Raw genomic sequence first — 17,820 nt, 5'->3', positions numbered from 1 at the left:
CAAAATTCATCAATCTGCCCGGCATTTAGTCGGGCATTTTGTTTTTATCTCCCTGTTGCACAGTTTGTTTGCGCTTGTGTCTATTGCAGGTTAAGCAATGGCGCCTTTGTCATTGCAGTTAGGGAGATCTGCCTTGTCTTTCGCCCAAAAGCCTATCCGGAAAATTCTGGTCGCCAACCGATCTGAAATCGCAATCCGCGTATTCCGCGCCGCCAATGAGCTGGGGCTCAAAACGGTGGCCATATGGGCTGAGGAAGACAAACTTTCCCTGCATCGCTTCAAAGCCGATGAAAGTTATCAGGTCGGTCGCGGTCCGCATCTGGATCGAGATCTTGGTCCGATTGAAAGCTATCTTTCTATCGATGAGATTATCCGCGTCGCCAAGGTTTCGGGCGCCGATGCGATCCACCCCGGCTATGGCCTTTTGTCCGAAAGCCCGGAATTCGCCGAAGCCTGCGCAGAAAACGGCATCATCTTCATCGGCCCAAAGCCTGAGACCATGCGCCGCCTCGGCAACAAGGTTGCGGCCCGCAATCTCGCCATTGAAATCGGCGTGCCGGTGGTGCCTGCCACCGATCCGCTGCCGGACGATATAGAAGAAGTAAAGAAGCTGGCGGCAGAAATCGGCTATCCGCTGATGTTGAAGGCAAGCTGGGGCGGTGGCGGTCGCGGCATGCGCGCCATCCGCGCCGAAGCCGATCTTGCCCGCGAAGTCACGGAAGCCAAGCGCGAGGCCAAGGCTGCATTTGGCAAGGATGAGGTCTATCTCGAAAAGCTGATTGAACGCGCGCGCCATGTCGAAGTGCAGATATTGGGCGATACCCATGGCAATGCGGTCCATCTTTTCGAGCGTGACTGCTCGATCCAGCGCCGTAACCAGAAGGTGGTGGAGCGGGCGCCGGCACCTTATCTCGATGATGCGCAGCGTCAGGAACTGGCAAGCTATGGCCTGAAGATTGCCCATGCCACCGATTATATTGGCGCCGGTACAGTCGAATTCCTGATGGATGCCGATACGGGCAAGTTCTATTTCATCGAGGTCAATCCGCGTATTCAGGTCGAGCACACGGTTACCGAACAGGTTACCGGCATCGATATCGTCAAGGCGCAGATTCATATTCTCGAAGGCTTTGCCATCGGCACGCCGGAATCGGGTGTGCCGCGTCAGGAGGACATTCGCCTTAATGGCCATGCGCTCCAGTGTCGTATCACCACGGAAGACCCGGAACAGAACTTCATTCCTGATTACGGTCGCATTCAGGCCTATCGTTCGGCATCGGGTTTTGGCATTCGTCTCGATGGCGGCACGGCCTATTCGGGTGCGTTCATCACCCGCTACTACGATCCGCTGCTCGTCAAGGTGACCGCTTCAGGCTCTACGCCTCTGGAAGCCATCCGCCGTATGGATCGCGCCTTGCGCGAATTCCGTATCCGCGGTGTGGCGACGAATCTCACCTTCCTCGAAGCGATCATCAATCATCCGAAGTTTCAGGCAAACGACTACACGACGCGCTTCATCGACACGACGCCGGAACTGTTCGAGCAGGTCAAGCGGCAGGATCGTGCCACCAAACTTCTGACCTATATCGCCGACGTGACGGTCAATGGCCATCCAGAAACCAAGGGGCGCGCAAAGCCGGCTAAGGATGCCGCCAAGCCGCGCGTGCCGTGGTTCGGTGATAAGCCGGTCGTTGATGGCACCAAGCAACGTCTGGACCAGCTTGGACCGAAGAGGTTCGCGGAATGGGTGCGCAACGAAAAGCGTGCGCTGATTACCGATACGACCATGCGTGACGGCCATCAGTCGCTTCTGGCGACGCGCATGCGCACATACGACATCGCCCGCATCGCCAATTCCTATGCGCAGGCACTGCCGAATCTGTTTTCGCTGGAATGCTGGGGCGGTGCGACCTTCGACGTTTCGATGCGCTTCCTCACCGAAGACCCGTGGGAGCGTCTGGCGCTGGTGCGTGAAGCGGCGCCGAACCTTCTTCTGCAGATGCTTTTGCGCGGTGCAAACGGCGTCGGCTACAAATCTTATCCCGATAATGTCGTAAAATATTTCGTGCGCGAGGCAGCACGCGGCGGCATCGATCTGTTCCGCGTTTTCGACAGTCTGAACTGGGTCGAAAACATGCGCGTATCGATGGATGCGGTGCTGGAGGAAAACAAGCTCTGCGAAGCAGCGATCTGTTACACAGGTGATATTCTCAATCCGGAACGCGCCAAGTATGACCTCAAATATTACGTCAATCTGGCGAAGGAAGTTGAAAAAGCTGGCGCGCATATCATTGCGGTGAAGGATATGGCGGGGCTTTTGAAGCCTGCCGCGGCCCGCGCCCTGTTCAAGGCGCTACGCGAGGAAACCGATCTGCCGATCCATTTCCATACGCATGATACGTCGGGCATTTCGGCGGCGACCGTACTTGCCGCGATCGATGCGGGCGTGGATGTGGTCGATGCGGCGATGGACGCTCTCTCCGGCAATACTTCGCAGCCTTGCCTCGGTTCCATTGTCGAGGCACTGCACGGTTCCGAGCGCGATCCGGGCCTTGATCCGGATTCGATCCGCCGCATCTCTTTCTATTGGGAAGCCGTACGCAACCAGTATGCCGCCTTCGAAAGCGATCTCAAGGGGCCGGCTTCCGAAGTTTATCTGCATGAAATGCCGGGTGGTCAGTTCACCAACCTGAAAGAGCAGGCCCGTTCGCTGGGACTTGAAACCCGCTGGCACGAGGTGGCGCAAGCCTATGCCGATGTGAACCGCATGTTCGGCGATATCGTCAAGGTAACGCCATCCTCCAAGGTTGTGGGCGACATGGCGTTGATGATGGTCAGTCAGGACTTGACCGTCGCTGATGTCGAAAACCCGGCAAAGGACATTGCTTTCCCGGATTCCGTGGTGTCGATGATGCGCGGCGATCTTGGCCAGCCGCCATCGGGATGGCCGAAGGCGCTTCAGAAAAAGATTCTGAAGGGCGAAGAGCCGTTTACCGTGCGTCCCGGTGCCCTGCTGGAACCTGCCGATCTGAACGCCGAGCGTGAAGGGTTCGAGGAGACGGTCGATCGCAAGATTTCCGATCAGGAATTCGCTTCGGCGCTGATGTATCCGAAGGTCTTCACCGACTATGCATCCGCACAGGAAACCTATGGCCCGACAAGCGTTCTGCCAACGCCGGTCTATTTCTACGGCCTGAAGCCGGAAGAAGAAGTCTTCGTCGATCTGGAGCGCGGCAAGACGCTGGTGATCGTCAACCAGGCAATGAGCGAAACCGATGAGAAGGGCATGGTGACGGTGTTCTTCGAGCTGAATGGTCAGCCGCGCCGCATCAAGGTGCCGAACCGGGCCAAAGGCGCTTCTGGCGGTGTGCGTCGCAAGGTGGAAGCCGGGAACGACCGTCAAGTCGGTGCGCCGATGCCGGGTGTCGTATCAACGGTTGCTGTGGCGACCGGCCAGACGGTTACGCAGGGCGATGTGCTGCTTTCCATCGAGGCGATGAAGATGGAAACCGCCATCCATGCCGAGCGCGATGGCACTATCACGGAAGTGCTGGTGCGTCCCGGCGAGCAGATCGATGCCAAGGATTTGTTGGTGGTGTATTCCGAATAACGCCAACCAGCGTTTCCCCCGGATCAAAGTTCAATGCCGCGCCGGTAAAAACGGCGCGGCTTTTGTTTGCGCTTGTAGTGCTTCCAAAATCTGGTATGCATGTTTTTGCCGATTTGTGCATGATTGTGCATGTTGATGGAGGCGACGGTGACAGAGTTTCTGCTTCACGAAAGACAGGCGCGCATTCAGGAACTGCTACAGCAGTCTGGTCGTGTACTGGCTGCTGAACTGGCTGAAAGTTTCGGCGTGTCCGAGGATACGATCCGGCGCGATCTGCGCGAGATGGCGGCGGCGGGGCTCTGCAAGCGTGTCTATGGCGGCGCGTTGCGTGCCGTGCCCGAGCCTTCTCCGCTCGCAGAACGGGATTCCGAGCGACCACAAGCGAAGGCCGCCCTGGCTGCGGTCCTGGCGGAACTGGTCGAACCCGGCATGACGGTGTTTCTCGATGCATCTTCGGTGAATACGGCTCTGGCGCGACTTTTGGTCGAACGTGGTGAAGCCATCACCGTCGTCACCAATACGCCGTCTATCGCTGCAATTCTTATGGGCTCGCCGGAGATTGAGCTGATCATGATTGGTGGTCCCATCGACCGGCGGGTGAGTGCCGCCGTCGGGGCGCGCGCCTTGCGTGATGCGGAACTGCTGCGGCCTGATCTTTGCGTTTTGGGCGCGTGCGGTATTGCCGCCGAAATCGGCGTAACGGCGCTGCATCTGGACGATGCGGAATTCAAGCGAGTTATAGCCGGACGCAGCCGGGTGGTGGCACTGGCCATTACGAGCGACAAGCTCGGTACGGTTGCCGCCCATGATGTCGTTCCCCTGGACGATGTCGGTGTCATGGCTGTCGAATATGATGTGGATGAAGCAGCGCTTGCGCCCTATGCGACATCGGATATGAAGATTTTACGTGCGGCAGCGGACCGCAACTGAGGGACAGATGGAACAGGTTTCCGGACGCGAAGATGCGGCGCCTGCGCGTGCGCCGATTGTAACCAGGGAGCGGATTGCGGTTGCTCTCCTCTTTCTGATGAACGGCTATATTTTCGGCGGCTGGGCCCCGAAAATTCCGGAATTTGCCGAACGCCTCGGACTTGATAGTGCAGGCATGGGGTTGATGATCCTCGTCTTCGGCCTTGGTTCTCTGGCCATGATGCCGGTCGCAGGTGCGCTTTCAGCGCATCGCGGTTCGGGCATGGTGGTGCGCATTTTTGCACTCGCCTTTATCCCGGCGCTGCTCATCATCGCACTGGTGCCGAATGTGGTCACGGCTGTGATCGTGATGTTCTATTTCGGCGGAATCATGGCTGCGATGGATGTGTCGATGAATGCCAATGCGGTTGCGGTCGAGAAAAAAATGCGCCGGGCAATCATGTCGTCCTGCCATGCATTCTGGAGCCTCGGCGGCCTCATCGGTGCTGCGACAGGCGGCTTTCTTATCGCGCAATTCGGATCGACCGTTCATGCGCTGGTGACGACGATTGTGGCCGCAATCCTGATTGCTATCGCATGGCCTTCGATCATCGCGGACACGGAGCATCATCATCCAAGCGGCGAAAAGCAGAAGCTGACCTTGCCGCGTAATCCTTTGCCATGGCTTGTCGGTGTCATGGCGCTGTTTTCCATGGTGCCGGAAGGGGCGATTCTCGATTGGGGCGCCTATCATATGCGCCAGGATCTGGGTGCTTCCGTCACGGTGGCAGGCTTCGGCTTCGCAGCTTTCTCGGGCTCAATGGCCATCATGCGTTTTGCTGGCGATCTGGTCCGCGATCGGTTCGGCGCGGTCAAAACCCTGCGCGCCTGCACGATCATCGCCATCATAGGCATGCTGATCGTTGGTTTCGGAAACAGCTCAACCACGGCGATTATCGGCTTTGCGATCTGCGGGATCGGCATTTCCAACATGGTGCCGATCGCCTTCTCGATGGCTGGCAACATGCCGGGTGTCAATCCGAGTGTCGGCCTGTCGATTGCGACGACGCTTGGCTATTCCGGCATGCTGGTGGCGCCGTCGCTGATCGGCTTTGTCGCCAAGCATAGCGGCTTTGGCGTGGTGTTTCTGGCGCTTCCGGTCTTGCTGCTGGTCGTGCTGGCCTTCTCAAGTCTGGCCCGATACGCGGATCAAAAGCACTGAATTTTCTTATGCCACGCATCTTATCCGAAAACCGGCTCCCACTTTCGGGATGCATTACTCCGCTGTCCAGCCACCATCGACAGGAATGGCAGCGCCGTTGATCTGCGCTGCCGCATCGCTTGCGAGGAAAGCTGCAACGGCGCCGATCTGCGCGGTGGTGACGAATTCCTTGGTCGGCTGCTTGTCGAGCATCACTTCCCGGATCACGGTTTCGCGGTCCATGTGGTAGGCCTTCATCTGGTCCGGTATCTGCGCTTCGACAAGCGGCGTCAGCACATAGCCGGGACAGATGGAATTGGCCGTGATCTTTGCGGTTGCAAGTTCCAGCGCCAGTGTTTTGGTAAAGCCGACAATGCCATGCTTGGCGGCAACATAAGCCGACTTGAACGGCGATGCCACGAGGCCGTGGGCTGAAGCGATATTGATAATGCGGCCCCAGCCAGTCTTGCGCATATGCGGGATCGCGGCAGCCGAGGTGTGAAAGGCCGATGTCAGGTTTATCGCGATGATGCGGTCCCATTGTTCGGCCGGAAACTCCTCGACGGGAGATACATGCTGGATACCGGCGTTGTTGACGAGAATGTCCACACTGCTGAATTGCTTTACCGTTTCTGCGATCAGTGCGCGGCATTGGTCGGCCTTCGACATGTCGGCCGCAATATAGACCACGCTGACGCCATGTTCTTCGCCGAGCTTGCGTGCGAGGGTATGATCCTCCTCACGGTCGGTGAAAGAGTTGATCACGACGTTGTGTCCTGCCGCCGCCAGCGCATGGGCTATACCGAGGCCGATCCCGGAATTCGATCCGGTGACGATTGCGGTCTTGCGGGCAGATACAGCATTCATGCGTGATTTCCTCCTTGTTCCCGGCGACATAATGAGAGGGCGACAAGGCAACGGCAAGCGATTATATAAAGCGAGAGCCGGATATACGCAGACCCAGATATATGCGGGCCTCAATATAGGCGGGCGTTGACATTCGCGTCGCGCTGCGCCACCTGAGAACAGGTACAGTTAAGAACAGAGCAAAATGTCTTCCGAGGCCGTCAGCTATTTTTCGCATCCATTTCCTCGTCGCCAGTCGGTTGGCGTCAGTGTCGGTGGCGTTATCGTCGGCGGCAGTGCGCCCGTCGTCGTGCAGTCAATGACCAACACGGACACAGCGGATGTGGACTCTACGGTCGCGCAGGTGGCTGCACTTCACCGTGCCGGTTCGGAAATCGTGCGCATCACGGTGGATCGCGATGAATCGGCTGCTGCCGTGCCGAAAATCCGCGAACGGCTGGAACGTCTGGGGCATGATGTGCCGCTGGTCGGTGACTTTCATTATATTGGTCACAAGCTGCTGGCCGATCATCCGGCCTGTGCGGAAGCACTTGCAAAATATCGCATCAATCCGGGCAATGTCGGTTTCAAGGACAAGAAGGACAAGCAGTTCGCTGATATCGTCGAAATGGCGATCCGCTATGACAAGCCGGTGCGCATCGGCGTGAACTGGGGTTCGCTCGATCAGGAACTCCTGACCACGCTGATGGATCGTAATCAGGATGCGGGCGCGCCATTGAGCGCGCAGGAAGTCATGCGCGAGGCCATCGTGCAGTCGGCTCTGATTTCCGCCAATCTTGCCGAAGAAATCGGTCTTGGGCGCGACAAAATCATTCTGTCGGCCAAGGTCAGCCAGGTGCAGGATCTGATCGCCGTCTATACGATGCTGGCGCAGCGTTCCAATCATGCGCTGCATCTGGGCCTCACTGAAGCCGGCATGGGCACCAAGGGCATTGTCGCCTCGTCGGCGGCCATGGGTATTCTGTTGCAGCAGGGCATCGGCGACACAATCCGCATTTCGCTTACCCCGGAACCCGGCGGCGACCGCACCCGTGAAGTGCAGGTGTCACAAGAGCTTCTGCAGACCATGGGTTTCCGGCAATTTATTCCGATCGTTGCGGCGTGTCCCGGTTGCGGTCGCACGACGTCGACCGTGTTTCAGGAACTGGCGCAGACCATTCAGGACGATATCCGCCGCAACATGCCGGTCTGGCGTGAGAAATATCCCGGCGTGGAAGCGCTGTCGGTCGCCGTGATGGGCTGCATTGTCAACGGGCCGGGCGAATCGAAGCACGCTGATATCGGCATCTCGCTTCCCGGCACGGGCGAAACGCCGTCCGCACCGGTCTTTGTCGATGGCAAGAAAGTCACGACGTTGCGCGGTCCTGCTATTGCCGAGGACTTCCAGAAAATGGTTGCCGATTACATCGAGAACCGCTTCGGACTTGATCAGAAAATCGCTGCTGGCCAGAACTAAGCGGTACAGGTGACCGCGCGCGTAGCGGTCTCTGGTGTAGCCTTTAATGTTGCTGCCCAGAAGATGAGCGTGACAAGGCTGATGCCTGCGCCAAGCAGGCAAACGCCATTCCAGCCTGCATAAGCATAGACCCAGGTTGAAACCGCCGAACCGCTTGCGCTGCCGATGGAATAGAAAACCATATAGGCGGCGGTGAGTCTGTTCTGCGCGTCTGGGCGTACACGGTAGATCATCGCCTGATTGGTGACGTGGACAGCCTGAAGGCCGAAGTCGATAATCAGCACACCTGCGATCAGCCAGAGCAGTGAATGTTCCAGCAAGGCTATCAGACCCCATGACATGAACATCAGCAGCAAAGCGATGCCTGTCATCCGCTGTGCGTAGCCGCGATCGGCAACACCGCCAGCACGTGACGCGGCAAGCGCTCCGGCAGCACCTGCCAGTCCGAACAGACCGATCTCAGCATGGCTCAGTTCGAAGGGTGGTGCGCTGAGCGGCATGACCAGTGGCGCGAGCAAAGTGGTAATATTGGCGAAGATCAGCATGGCAATGATGGCGCGAATGCGTAGTACCGGCTCGGAGCGAAACAGCGTCACAAGCGACAGAATGAGTGCCGGATAGCTGACGCTGGTCGGCCGCCGCTTGTGGTCGGGCAGGCTGCGCCACAGCAGGAGCGCGATCAAAAGCGTGAGAATAGAGGAAACGAAGTAGACGCTGCGCCAGCCGCCAATGTCGGTGAGGGCGCCAGCTATCGCGCGCGCCAGCAATATGCCGAGCACGATGCCGCTGGTTACGATGCCAACCACATGGCCGCGTCGCGCCGGTGCTGCGAGGCTGGCCGCATAGGCGACAAGTGCCTGTGTGACGACGGCGAGCAGGCCCATAGTGGCCATGGCGACCAGAAGCACGGTGGCATTGGCCGCAAAACCGATTGCGATCAGGGACAGGACCGATAGAAGAAAATGCGTGATGATGAGTTTGCGCCGGTTGAACAGATCGCCAAGCGGGACAAGGAATATCAGGCCAATTGCATAACCGAGCTGGCTGGCGGCGACGATGAGGCCTGCTGTTGATCGCTTGAGACCGAGGTCGTCAGCCATCACATCGAGCAGCGGGTGAGCAAAGTAGACATTGGCTACCGCCAGTCCGCTTGCAGCCGCAAACAGAAAAAGGGTAGTCGAGGAAAGCAAAGGGCGTGCATCAGGGTTCGCGGACAGCGTTGCTGCCGCGTGGGTTGAAGGTTGCATGACGGACTCCTGCAAAACGGTTTTAAAATGAAACCATTTTGCTTGTAACTAAAAAGGTTTTATATTGCAACCAGATTGCAATCTGTGGAGTGAACATGGTTCGAAAGAAAAGCATGAAAGGCGATTATTGCCCGAGTGCACGCGCGCTTGATGTGATCGGCGACTGGTGGTCGCTGCTGATCGTCCGTGAAGCCTTCGACGGCGTGACACGTTTCAGCGCCTTTCAGAAGAATCTCGGAATCGCCCGCAATATTCTCTCGGAACGTCTGCGCAAGCTGACGGGAGAGGGAATCATGGAATCCGTGCCAGACCCTAATGGTGGCGCGCATCAGGAGTATCGCCTGACGGCAAAAGGGCGCGATCTGCTGCCTGTCATCGTGTCGCTCAGGCAATGGGGAGAAAAGCATCTCTTTGCGCCGGGTGAAACTCATTCGCGTCTTGTCGACAGCGTTTCAGGCGAGGACGTGGCCGCGCTTGATGTGCGTTCTCAGGACGGGCGCATGCTTTCCGCTGACGATGTGGTTATCGTCAAGGTACGTGAAGACGATCTTTAAGTCGTTGTTTTTACGCATTATCCTGAGTAGAATCGGTTCCCGCTTGCGGGAGACATGCTTTAGCTCTGCCGTTCGGCGATGAAGCGGGCGGCCTGTTTCAGGATATCTGCGTCCTTGCCAAAGGGTGCCAGCAAGCTTTCCGCCTGGGCAACCAGTCCGGACAGTTGCTTGCGGGTCCAGTCGATGCCGTGGAGTGAAACCAGCGTGGCCTTTCCGGCGGCGGCATCTTTACCAGTGGCCTTGCCCATCGCCTCGGCGTCAGCGGTCACGTCCAGAAGATCGTCCGCCAGCTGGAAGGCAAGGCCAATAGCGGAGCCGAATTCGGCCATGCGCTCGCGGTCTTCGCTGGATGCATTGGCGATGATGGCTCCGGCCTCGCAGGCGAAACGGATCAATGCGCCAGTCTTCATTGCCTGCAACGTGATGATGCCGGCTTCGTCAGGCTTGCTGGTTTCGGCCATCAGATCGAGAGCCTGTCCGCCTACCATGCCGCCGAGACCGGATGCGCGGGCGAGCGCTGAAACCAGTTGCAGGCGAATTGCTGCATCGAGATCGGTTTCATCCGACGAGATGATGTCGAAAGCATAGGTCAGAAGGCCGTCACCGGCCAGAATGGCGGCAGCTTCATCAAATGCCTTGTGCACGGTCGGCTGGCCGCGCCGCAGGTCATCGTCATCCATGGCTGGCAAATCGTCATGGACAAGCGAATAGCAGTGAATGCATTCGAGCGCGGCAGCAACACGCAGAACGGCGTTGCCACCTTTGCCGAACAAAGCGGCACTTTCGACAACGAGAAAAGGCCGGAGGCGCTTGCCACCGTTCAGGACGCCGTGCCGCATGGCGGCGAGCAGCCGTTCGGGGCGGGCGATTTCTCCCGTCTTGAGGCGCTGGTCCAGAAGGCCCGTCAGTGCCATTTCTACTTCCATGGCACGATGGTTGAGAATGGCGGTGAAATCGGTCGACAGCTTTTCCATGTCAAAGGGGATGGACGAAAGCGCTGATTTGGTCAACTGGCCACAACGATCAGCACAGGCTTTTTCATTTGAACGTCACGAAACGGCGTGTTTCGACTTGTTTCCCCGGTTGGATTATGGAATCCGGTTCAAACTTATTAAGGAATGGTTTATGTCGCTTGGGGGAAGGTAGCAGGCGGTGGCAGTGGCAAAAATCATCATCAAGAGCAAAGATGGACGCAATTATCTGGCGGATCCTGTTTGGGGTGCCCGGATTGCTCTCGCGCTCAAGATTCTGGTGATTCTGGCCGTGCTGCCGATTTTCCTGCTTTTCGTCTATTCCGTACCCTTTGTCCGCCCGATCTCGACCCTGATGGTCAAGGACTATGTTCTGTTTCAGGGCGTGGACCGTAGGTGGGTCAGTATCGACGATATCGCGCCGGTTCTCGTCAATTCGGTAATGATGGCCGAGGACGGCCAGTTCTGCAGCCATGGCGGGGTGGACTGGCATCAGCTGGGGCTGGTTCTGGACGATACGGGCGAGGGTGGTCCGAGCCGCGGCGCTTCCACGATCACGATGCAGACCGTGAAGAACCTCTTCCTGTGGAATGGGCGCTCCTATGTCCGCAAGGGGCTCGAATTTCCGCTGGCGCTGGCTGCCGACGGTATTCTGTCCAAAAAGCGCATTATGGAAATCTATCTCAATATCGCCGAGTGGGGACCGGGCATTTACGGAATCGAGGCCGCAGCCCAGCATCATTTCAAGCGCCCGGCAGCAAAACTTAATGCGCAGCAATCCGCACTGCTTGCCGTCACGCTGCCAAACCCGGCCTTGCGCAACCCCGCCAAGCCGACGCGCAACATGCAGCGCATTGCCCGGATCGTAGCCGGACGCGCCGCACGGTCCGGTCCCTATGTGGTTTGCGTGCAATAAATGCATGATACGAAAAAAAGATAAGACTCCCGCTGGTCAAATGCCGTTAGAGCGTGTATAGGCACGTGACTTTCCGGAATTTTGTCCGATGTGACAGGCTCTTCGGGGCCGTGCCGGACGTTTATTGACCGATCAGTGGAGCTGGATCCATGGCAGTACCAAAACGAAAAACGTCTCCGTCGAAGCGCGGCATGCGCCGTTCGGCTGACGCTCTCAAGGCCCCGACTTATGTCGAGGACAAGAACTCGGGCGAACTTCGTCGTCCGCATCATATCGATCTGAAGAGCGGTATGTATCGCGGCCGTCAGGTCCTCGAAGCCAAGGAATAAGTCTGACGCTGCATTGCAGCCGAAAGATGGTTTTCAAAAACGCCGTTTCCGGTTTCCGGAAGCGGCGTTTTCTTTTGTGCGGTCTCCTCTGCAAGCTGCATGAAAAAGGCCGCATAAAGCGGCCTTGATCGCGAGCTTTTGCTGAAAATCAGCCTGCGTCTGATGCAAAGCCTGCGCCTTCGATACCGGCAATGGCTGCAATTTCGTCATTGTCTGATGTGTCACCGGAAATGCCGACGGCACCGAGGATTTCGCCGCCTGCATCCTTGATCAGAACGCCGCCCGGCACCGGCACGACCTTGCCGCCCGACACGCCCGATAGGCCTTCAAGAAAGTGTGGACGGTCCTTGGCCTGATTGTGCAGCCAGCGCGAGCCCGTTCCGACGGCGAGTGCACCGAAAGCCTTGCCCGAGGCGATCTCGAAACGAAGGATCGAAGTTCCGTCCTGCCGCTGAAACGCTTTCAGATTTCCGCCTGCGTCAAAGACGGAGACAGCCAGCGGCTTCAGTTTCAGCTCGGCTGCCTTGGTAAAGGCACCAGCAATAATCCCATTGGCTTGTTCGAGCGTCAGTGAAGTCATGAATATCTCCTATTTATAGCTAAATGCAATTTAGCGATCATGACCGGCAATGCACACTCCAATGCTGCTCGTCATGGGAAAAACACTTTATCGATTTTCATGAAGACGGTTGCGGGCACACGGCAAAGCTTGCCAAGGCCGGAATTTTGGTCTTTGTGTTGCGCAACATTTCAAGGAGGAAAGAATGTCCGACCAGAAAGCCATCGTCATTGCCAGCGCGGCGCGTACCGCAGTGGGCGCTTTCAACGGTGCGTTTGCCAATATCCCCGCACATGAATTGGGTGCGACGGTTATCAAAGGCGCGCTGGAACGCGCCGGTGTGGCGGCAACGGATGTGGACGAGGTTATTCTCGGACAGGTGTTGACGGCAGGCGAGGGCCAGAACCCTGCGCGGCAGGCGGCGATGGATGCCGGTTGCCCGAAAGAGACGACAGCCTTCTCGATCAACCAGCTATGCGGTTCCGGTTTGCGAGCGGTTGCGCTCGGCATGCAGCAGATTCTTTCCGGCGATGCCAAGATCATCGTGGCAGGCGGTCAGGAATCCATGTCCATGGCGCCGCATTGCGCGCATTTACGGTCCGGCGTGAAGATGGGCGACTTCAAGATGATCGATACCATGCTGAAGGACGGCCTGATTGATGCCTTTCATGGCTATCATATGGGGATCACTGCCGAGAATATCGCCAGCCAGTGGCAGTTGACCCGCGCCGATCAGGACGAGTTCGCACTTGCTTCCCAGCAGAAGGCAGAGGCGGCACAGAATGCGGGCAGGTTCGAGGATGAAATTGTTCCGTTCACTGTAAAGGGTCGCAAGGGCGATATCGTCATTTCGGCGGATGAATATATCCGTCCCGGCACGACGATTGAGGCATTGACCAAGTTGAAGCCCGCTTTCGACAAGGAGGGGACGGTTACTGCAGGCAACGCATCCGGGATTAACGATGGTGCTGCGGCTGTCGTGCTGATGGATGCGGATGAAGCCACCAGGCGTGGTGTGAAGCCGCTTGCGCGCATCGTTTCCTGGGCAACGGCTGGCGTCGATCCGTCGATCATGGGAACAGGCCCGATTCCGGCAACGAAGAAGGCGCTGGAAAAGGCAGGCTGGAGCGTCGGCGATCTCGATCTGGTCGAAGCCAACGAAGCCTTTGCAGCACAGTCCTGTGCTGTTGTGCGTGATCTCGGTCTCAACCCGGATATCGTCAACGTCAATGGCGGAGCAATCGCGATCGGTCATCCGATCGGCGCATCAGGCGCACGCGTTCTGACGACGCTGCTTTACGAAATGCAACGCCGCGATGCCAAGCGCGGTCTGGCGACACTTTGCATCGGCGGCGGCATGGGCGTTGCCTTGTGCGTCGAGCGCGACTGACCTTCTCCTTCACTGGAACAGAGGCGGACGGAGATTTGGCTCCGTCCGCCTTTTTGTTTCCGCAATGAGACGTTTGAAATCGCTGGCGTCGGTATGGTGGCCTTGTCAGAAAGTTAACGCGAAACCGATGAGACGGTGCTCAAAGTCTGTTTAATACTGGTTTTCTATGGCGCATTGCGATCACGGACCACCAGATGTGGTGAGAACAAACGGAGAAACTTTGCAGATCAGCGATTCGTCGCCGATTCGTTCCGGCTTTGGCCTGAAGGTTAACGAGAATCGAGTTTCGATCCGCTTTGGCATTAACGAACTATCAGTAATCATTAAGATTTTCTGAAGAATTGCATTGTAATCGGAACAGCCTGTTGACAGGTTTTGCCAAAAGTTAACGGCGGTGTAGTTCCGCGTCGGGAGAACAAAGAAAAGCGGAACATCCGATTCATTATATTGTGGGGTTTTGTGTTAGGCTTACTATATGTTGCCGTGAACAAAAGGCGAAGCTCTCTGAGTCAGCGATTCGTCGCCGATTCGTTCCAGAGTCGTTCCAATCGTTAATCGACAAGTTATTGACCGGCTGCAGATCGGTCGCCGAAAGGTTGGCAACTCGTCCATACTGAAACTTAACAGGAGCGCTTTCGGTGCAGGTCGTATAGTGCTATCGCAAGAACCAGCATCCAGCCCGTGACGGGCGCTTGTACCGGGAATCCGATTATTGGCATGAACCAACTCCCTGCCCATGATTTGCCGCTGACCTTGAGTGGCCGCGATGTGACTGCGGTGCTTGGGCCGACCAATACCGGCAAAACGCATCTGGCCATCGAACGCATGCTGTCACACGGAAGCGGGATGATCGGCCTGCCGCTGCGCCTACTGGCGCGCGAGGTCTATAACCGCGTGGTGGAACGGGTCGGAGTGGCCAATGTCGCGCTGGTGACGGGTGAGGAAAAGATCGTGCCGCCCGGCGCGCGCTATTCCGTCTGCACGGTCGAGGCCATGCCGCGCCGCACTGATGTGGCTTTTGTGGCTATCGATGAAGTGCAGCTCGCCGGTGATCTGGAACGCGGGCATATATTCACCGACCGCATCCTGCATTTGCGGGGACGGCAGGAGACGCTCCTGCTTGGCGCTGGAACCATGCGCGGCATTCTGGAAAAGCTCTTGCGCGGCATCAATGTGGTAACGCGTCCGCGCCTGTCGCATCTGGCCTATGCAGGGGCCAAGAAGATTACCCGCCTGCCGAACCGTTCCGCCATTGTCGCCTTTTCTGCCGACGAGGTTTATGCGATTGCTGAACTGATCCGCCGCCAGCGCGGTGGCGCTGCAGTGGTCATGGGCGCGCTCAGTCCGCGCACGCGCAATGCGCAGGTAGAGCTTTACCAGTCGGGTGACGTCGATTTTCTGGTGGCGACCGATGCCATCGGCATGGGGCTCAATCTGGATGTTGACCATGTCGCCTTTGCGCAGAACCGCAAATTCGACGGTTATCAGTTTCGCGATCTGACGCCTGCCGAAGTTGGGCAGATCGCCGGGCGCGCTGGACGTCATCTGCGTGACGGCACATTCGGTGTGACCGGGCAGGTGCATCCATTCGACGAAGAACTGGTCGAACGGGTGGAAGCACATAATTTCGATCCGGTGAAAGTTCTGCAGTGGCGCACGGCCCGTTTCGACTTTTCATCGCTCGATTCCCTGCGATATTCTCTGGAAACGCCCGCACCGATTGAAGGATTGGCCAAGGCTCTGCCTGCCGTCGATCAACAAGCGCTTGAAAATTTGTCGAAAGACGAAGAGATTGTGCGGCTTGCCAAGACACCGGCACGCATCGAGCTTTTGTGGGACGCCTGCGCGCTGCCCGATTATCGCAAGATCGCGCCGGCGCAGCATGCCGATATCATTGCAACCATCTACCAGGATCTTGTCCGCCGAGGGAGCGTCGATGAAGATTATATGAGCGAACAGGTGCGCCGCGCCGATAGCACAGAGGGGGAAATTGACACCCTGTCGCATCGTGTGGCGCAAATTCGAACCTGGACTTTTGTGTCGCACAGGCCGGGATGGCTTGCCGATCCGACACACTGGCAGGAAAAGACGCGCGAAATTGAGGACAGATTGTCCGACGCGCTGCATGAAAGGTTGACGAAACGCTTTGTAGACCGCAGGACAAGCGTGCTTATGAGGCGCCTGAGAGAGAATGCCATGCTTGAAGCAGAAATCAGCCCGGCCGGAGACGTGATTGTCGAAGGCCACAATGTCGGGCAACTGGAAGGATTCCGTTTTACCGCTGACGTTCAGGCCGAGGGGCCGGATGCCAAGGCGGTGAAGTCGGCTGCACAAAAGGCGCTGGCCGCCGAGTTCGAACGTCGCGCGGAGCGCTTTGCTGCCGCGCCGAATGGCGATTTCGCGCTGGGCTCGGACGGCGTTATGCGCTGGGTTGGTGCAACGGTCGCAACGCTGGTTGCGGGTGATGACCTGCTGAAGCCGCGCGCGGTGATCCTGGCCGACGAACAGCTTACCGGAGCGGCGCGTGACAAGGTTGCCGCGCGTATTGAACGTTTCGTCGCTCATCATATCGAAACCATTCTGAAGCCGCTCACCGATCTGGCGGCCGCTGATGCCCTGACCGGCATGACACGCGGTCTTGCTTTCCAGATTGTCGAGAATCTCGGCATTCTCCCGCGCCGCGATGTGGCAGAGGAAGTGCGCGGACTCGATCAGGATTCGCGTGCGGCGCTCCGTCGTCTCGGCGTGCGTTTCGGTGCCTATCACGTCTTCATGCCCATGCTGCTGAAGCCCGCTCCGGCTGGCCTCATCACGCTGCTCTGGGCGCTCAAAAATGATGGCCGCGAACGTGCCGGTTATGGCGATGTCGTGAATGTGTTGGCCGCTGGTCGCACGTCGGTCGTGGTCGATCCGGCTTTCGATCCGATGTTCTACCGTCTGGCAGGCTATCGTGTGCTGGGCCGTCGCGCTGTGCGCATCGATATTCTGGAACGTCTTGCCGATCTCATTCGCCCGGCGCTTGCCTGGCGTCCGGGTTCCGGTGTGCGTCCGGATGGCGCTTATGACGGCGGACGTTTCATCGTCACGCCTGCCATGATGTCGATTCTCGGTGCGACGACCGACGACATGGAAGAAATCCTGAAGAGCCTCGGCTATCGTCACGAGGCCATGGAAGCCGCTGCGGTCACGGCGAAGCTTGCAGAACTGGATGCTTTCGCGGCTGAAGCTGCAGTCAAGGAAATTGGCGCTTCGCCGGTCGCAGAGGCTGAGAAACCTGCTGTGCCAGCGGCTGAACCTGTGCCAGCACCGGTTGTTGTCGCCGAGACGGAAACTGAAGCCAAAGCCAAAGCGGAAGAAGAAGCTCCTGTGGCTGCAGAAGCCGCACCGGCAGGCGAAACCGCAGAAGCGGCGGCTGAAGAGCCAAAGCCTGTTCTTCTGTGGCGTCAGGGTCGTTTCGAAGGCCGCAACCGCAATCAGGACCAGAACCGTCAGCGTCAAAATCGCGGCAACCAGAATCGCGGTCATCAGAACCGTGATCAGGGCGGTGAAGCACGCAAATCTGAAGGTAGTGCAGACCAGCAGGCGCGTAATGATCGCGGTGGCAAGCGCTTCGACAAGCAAAAGCGTCATGACGGCGAAGGCAAGCGCGAAGGCTCCAAGGGTGACTTCCGTGGTGGCAATCAGCGTCAGCCGAAGCGTGAACACGGTCATCAGGGCGGTAAACGTGTGGAGCAGGAACGTCCTGCACGCATCGATCCCGATTCGCCTTTCGCCAAGCTTCTTGCTCTGAAAGAGCAGATGAAGAAGTAAG

The 17,820-nt window shown here is 57.9% G+C and carries 13 protein-coding genes; 9 read left to right on the top strand and 4 right to left on the bottom strand.

Features of this window, described 5'->3' with window-relative positions:
• Positions 1–133 precede the first annotated feature (133 nt).
• The 3 genes from pyc to ABDF71_RS13720 all read left to right on the top strand — a co-directional run bounded on the left by pyc (position 134) and on the right by ABDF71_RS13720 (position 5,741).
• The gene (gene pyc, locus ABDF71_RS13730) at positions 134–3,610 is read left to right on the top strand and encodes a pyruvate carboxylase (RefSeq protein WP_500061629.1); all 3,477 of its coding nucleotides are present in this window, start codon (positions 134–136) and stop codon (positions 3,608–3,610) included.
• 135 nt (positions 3,611–3,745) lie between these two features.
• Positions 3,746–4,540, top strand: a complete 795-nt coding sequence (locus tag ABDF71_RS13725) for a DeoR/GlpR family DNA-binding transcription regulator (protein ID WP_500061672.1) — start codon at positions 3,746–3,748, stop codon at positions 4,538–4,540.
• A 7-nt stretch (positions 4,541–4,547) separates the two neighbouring features.
• The gene (locus ABDF71_RS13720) at positions 4,548–5,741 is read left to right on the top strand and encodes an MFS transporter (RefSeq protein WP_500061628.1); all 1,194 of its coding nucleotides are present in this window, start codon (positions 4,548–4,550) and stop codon (positions 5,739–5,741) included.
• 54 nt (positions 5,742–5,795) lie between these two features.
• Here ABDF71_RS13720 and ABDF71_RS13715 read toward each other — a convergent pair whose 3' ends face one another.
• Entirely contained in the window at positions 5,796–6,587 is a 792-nt protein-coding gene (locus ABDF71_RS13715; protein ID WP_500061627.1) for a 3-hydroxybutyrate dehydrogenase, read from the bottom strand.
• Between the two features lie 184 nt (positions 6,588–6,771).
• Between ABDF71_RS13715 and ispG the strand changes: the two genes are divergently transcribed.
• On the top strand, positions 6,772–8,043 hold the full coding sequence (gene ispG / locus ABDF71_RS13710) for a flavodoxin-dependent (E)-4-hydroxy-3-methylbut-2-enyl-diphosphate synthase (protein WP_010661447.1): 1,272 nt from the start codon (positions 6,772–6,774) through the stop codon (positions 8,041–8,043).
• Here ispG and ABDF71_RS13705 read toward each other — a convergent pair.
• Positions 8,040–9,290, bottom strand: coding sequence for an MFS transporter (locus tag ABDF71_RS13705; RefSeq protein WP_500061626.1), 1,251 nt, complete (start codon positions 9,288–9,290; stop codon positions 8,040–8,042). The two genes, ispG and ABDF71_RS13705, sit on opposite strands and share 4 nt — an antisense overlap.
• Before the next feature lie 95 nt (positions 9,291–9,385).
• Here ABDF71_RS13705 and ABDF71_RS13700 point away from each other — a divergent pair, with 95 nt between their 5' ends.
• A complete protein-coding gene (locus tag ABDF71_RS13700) occupies positions 9,386–9,844 on the top strand; it encodes a winged helix-turn-helix transcriptional regulator (RefSeq protein WP_036587731.1) in 459 nt (152 codons plus the stop codon).
• A 59-nt stretch (positions 9,845–9,903) separates the two neighbouring features.
• Here the strand turns inward: ABDF71_RS13700 and ABDF71_RS13695 are convergent, their stop codons facing one another.
• Positions 9,904–10,818 carry a polyprenyl synthetase family protein gene (locus ABDF71_RS13695; protein ID WP_500061671.1) on the bottom strand — a complete coding sequence of 305 codons (915 nt, stop codon included), beginning with the start codon at positions 10,816–10,818 and terminating at the stop codon, positions 9,904–9,906.
• A gap of 184 nt (positions 10,819–11,002) precedes the next feature.
• Between ABDF71_RS13695 and mtgA the strand changes: the two genes are divergently transcribed.
• Positions 11,003–11,731, top strand: a complete 729-nt coding sequence (gene mtgA, locus ABDF71_RS13690) for a monofunctional biosynthetic peptidoglycan transglycosylase (RefSeq protein ID WP_029376280.1) — start codon at positions 11,003–11,005, stop codon at positions 11,729–11,731.
• A gap of 149 nt (positions 11,732–11,880) precedes the next feature.
• Entirely contained in the window at positions 11,881–12,060 is a 180-nt protein-coding gene (gene rpmF, locus ABDF71_RS13685) for a 50S ribosomal protein L32 (RefSeq protein ID WP_006467787.1), read from the top strand.
• 148 nt (positions 12,061–12,208) lie between these two features.
• Here rpmF and ABDF71_RS13680 read toward each other — a convergent pair whose 3' ends face one another.
• Entirely contained in the window at positions 12,209–12,640 is a 432-nt protein-coding gene (locus tag ABDF71_RS13680) for a GlcG/HbpS family heme-binding protein (protein WP_500061625.1), read from the bottom strand.
• Positions 12,641–12,824: 184 nt separating this feature from the next.
• On the opposite strand from ABDF71_RS13680, the gene ABDF71_RS13675 reads away from it, so the two are divergent.
• Both ABDF71_RS13675 and ABDF71_RS13670 read left to right on the top strand, forming a co-directional pair.
• Positions 12,825–14,009 carry an acetyl-CoA C-acetyltransferase gene (locus ABDF71_RS13675; RefSeq protein ID WP_029929503.1) on the top strand — a complete coding sequence of 395 codons (1,185 nt, stop codon included), beginning with the start codon at positions 12,825–12,827 and terminating at the stop codon, positions 14,007–14,009.
• A 717-nt stretch (positions 14,010–14,726) separates the two neighbouring features.
• The gene (locus tag ABDF71_RS13670; protein WP_500061624.1) at positions 14,727–17,819 is read left to right on the top strand and encodes a helicase-related protein; all 3,093 of its coding nucleotides are present in this window, start codon (positions 14,727–14,729) and stop codon (positions 17,817–17,819) included.
• The last annotated feature ends 1 nt before the right edge of the window (position 17,820 follow it).

The organism is Ochrobactrum sp. WV_118_8 (assembly GCF_039631535.1).
In the GTDB taxonomy this organism is placed as follows: Bacteria; Pseudomonadota; Alphaproteobacteria; order Rhizobiales; family Rhizobiaceae; genus Brucella; species Brucella anthropi.
The sequence above is the reverse complement of the archived record's forward strand: the minus strand, read 5'-3'. Positions and strand labels throughout refer to the sequence as shown.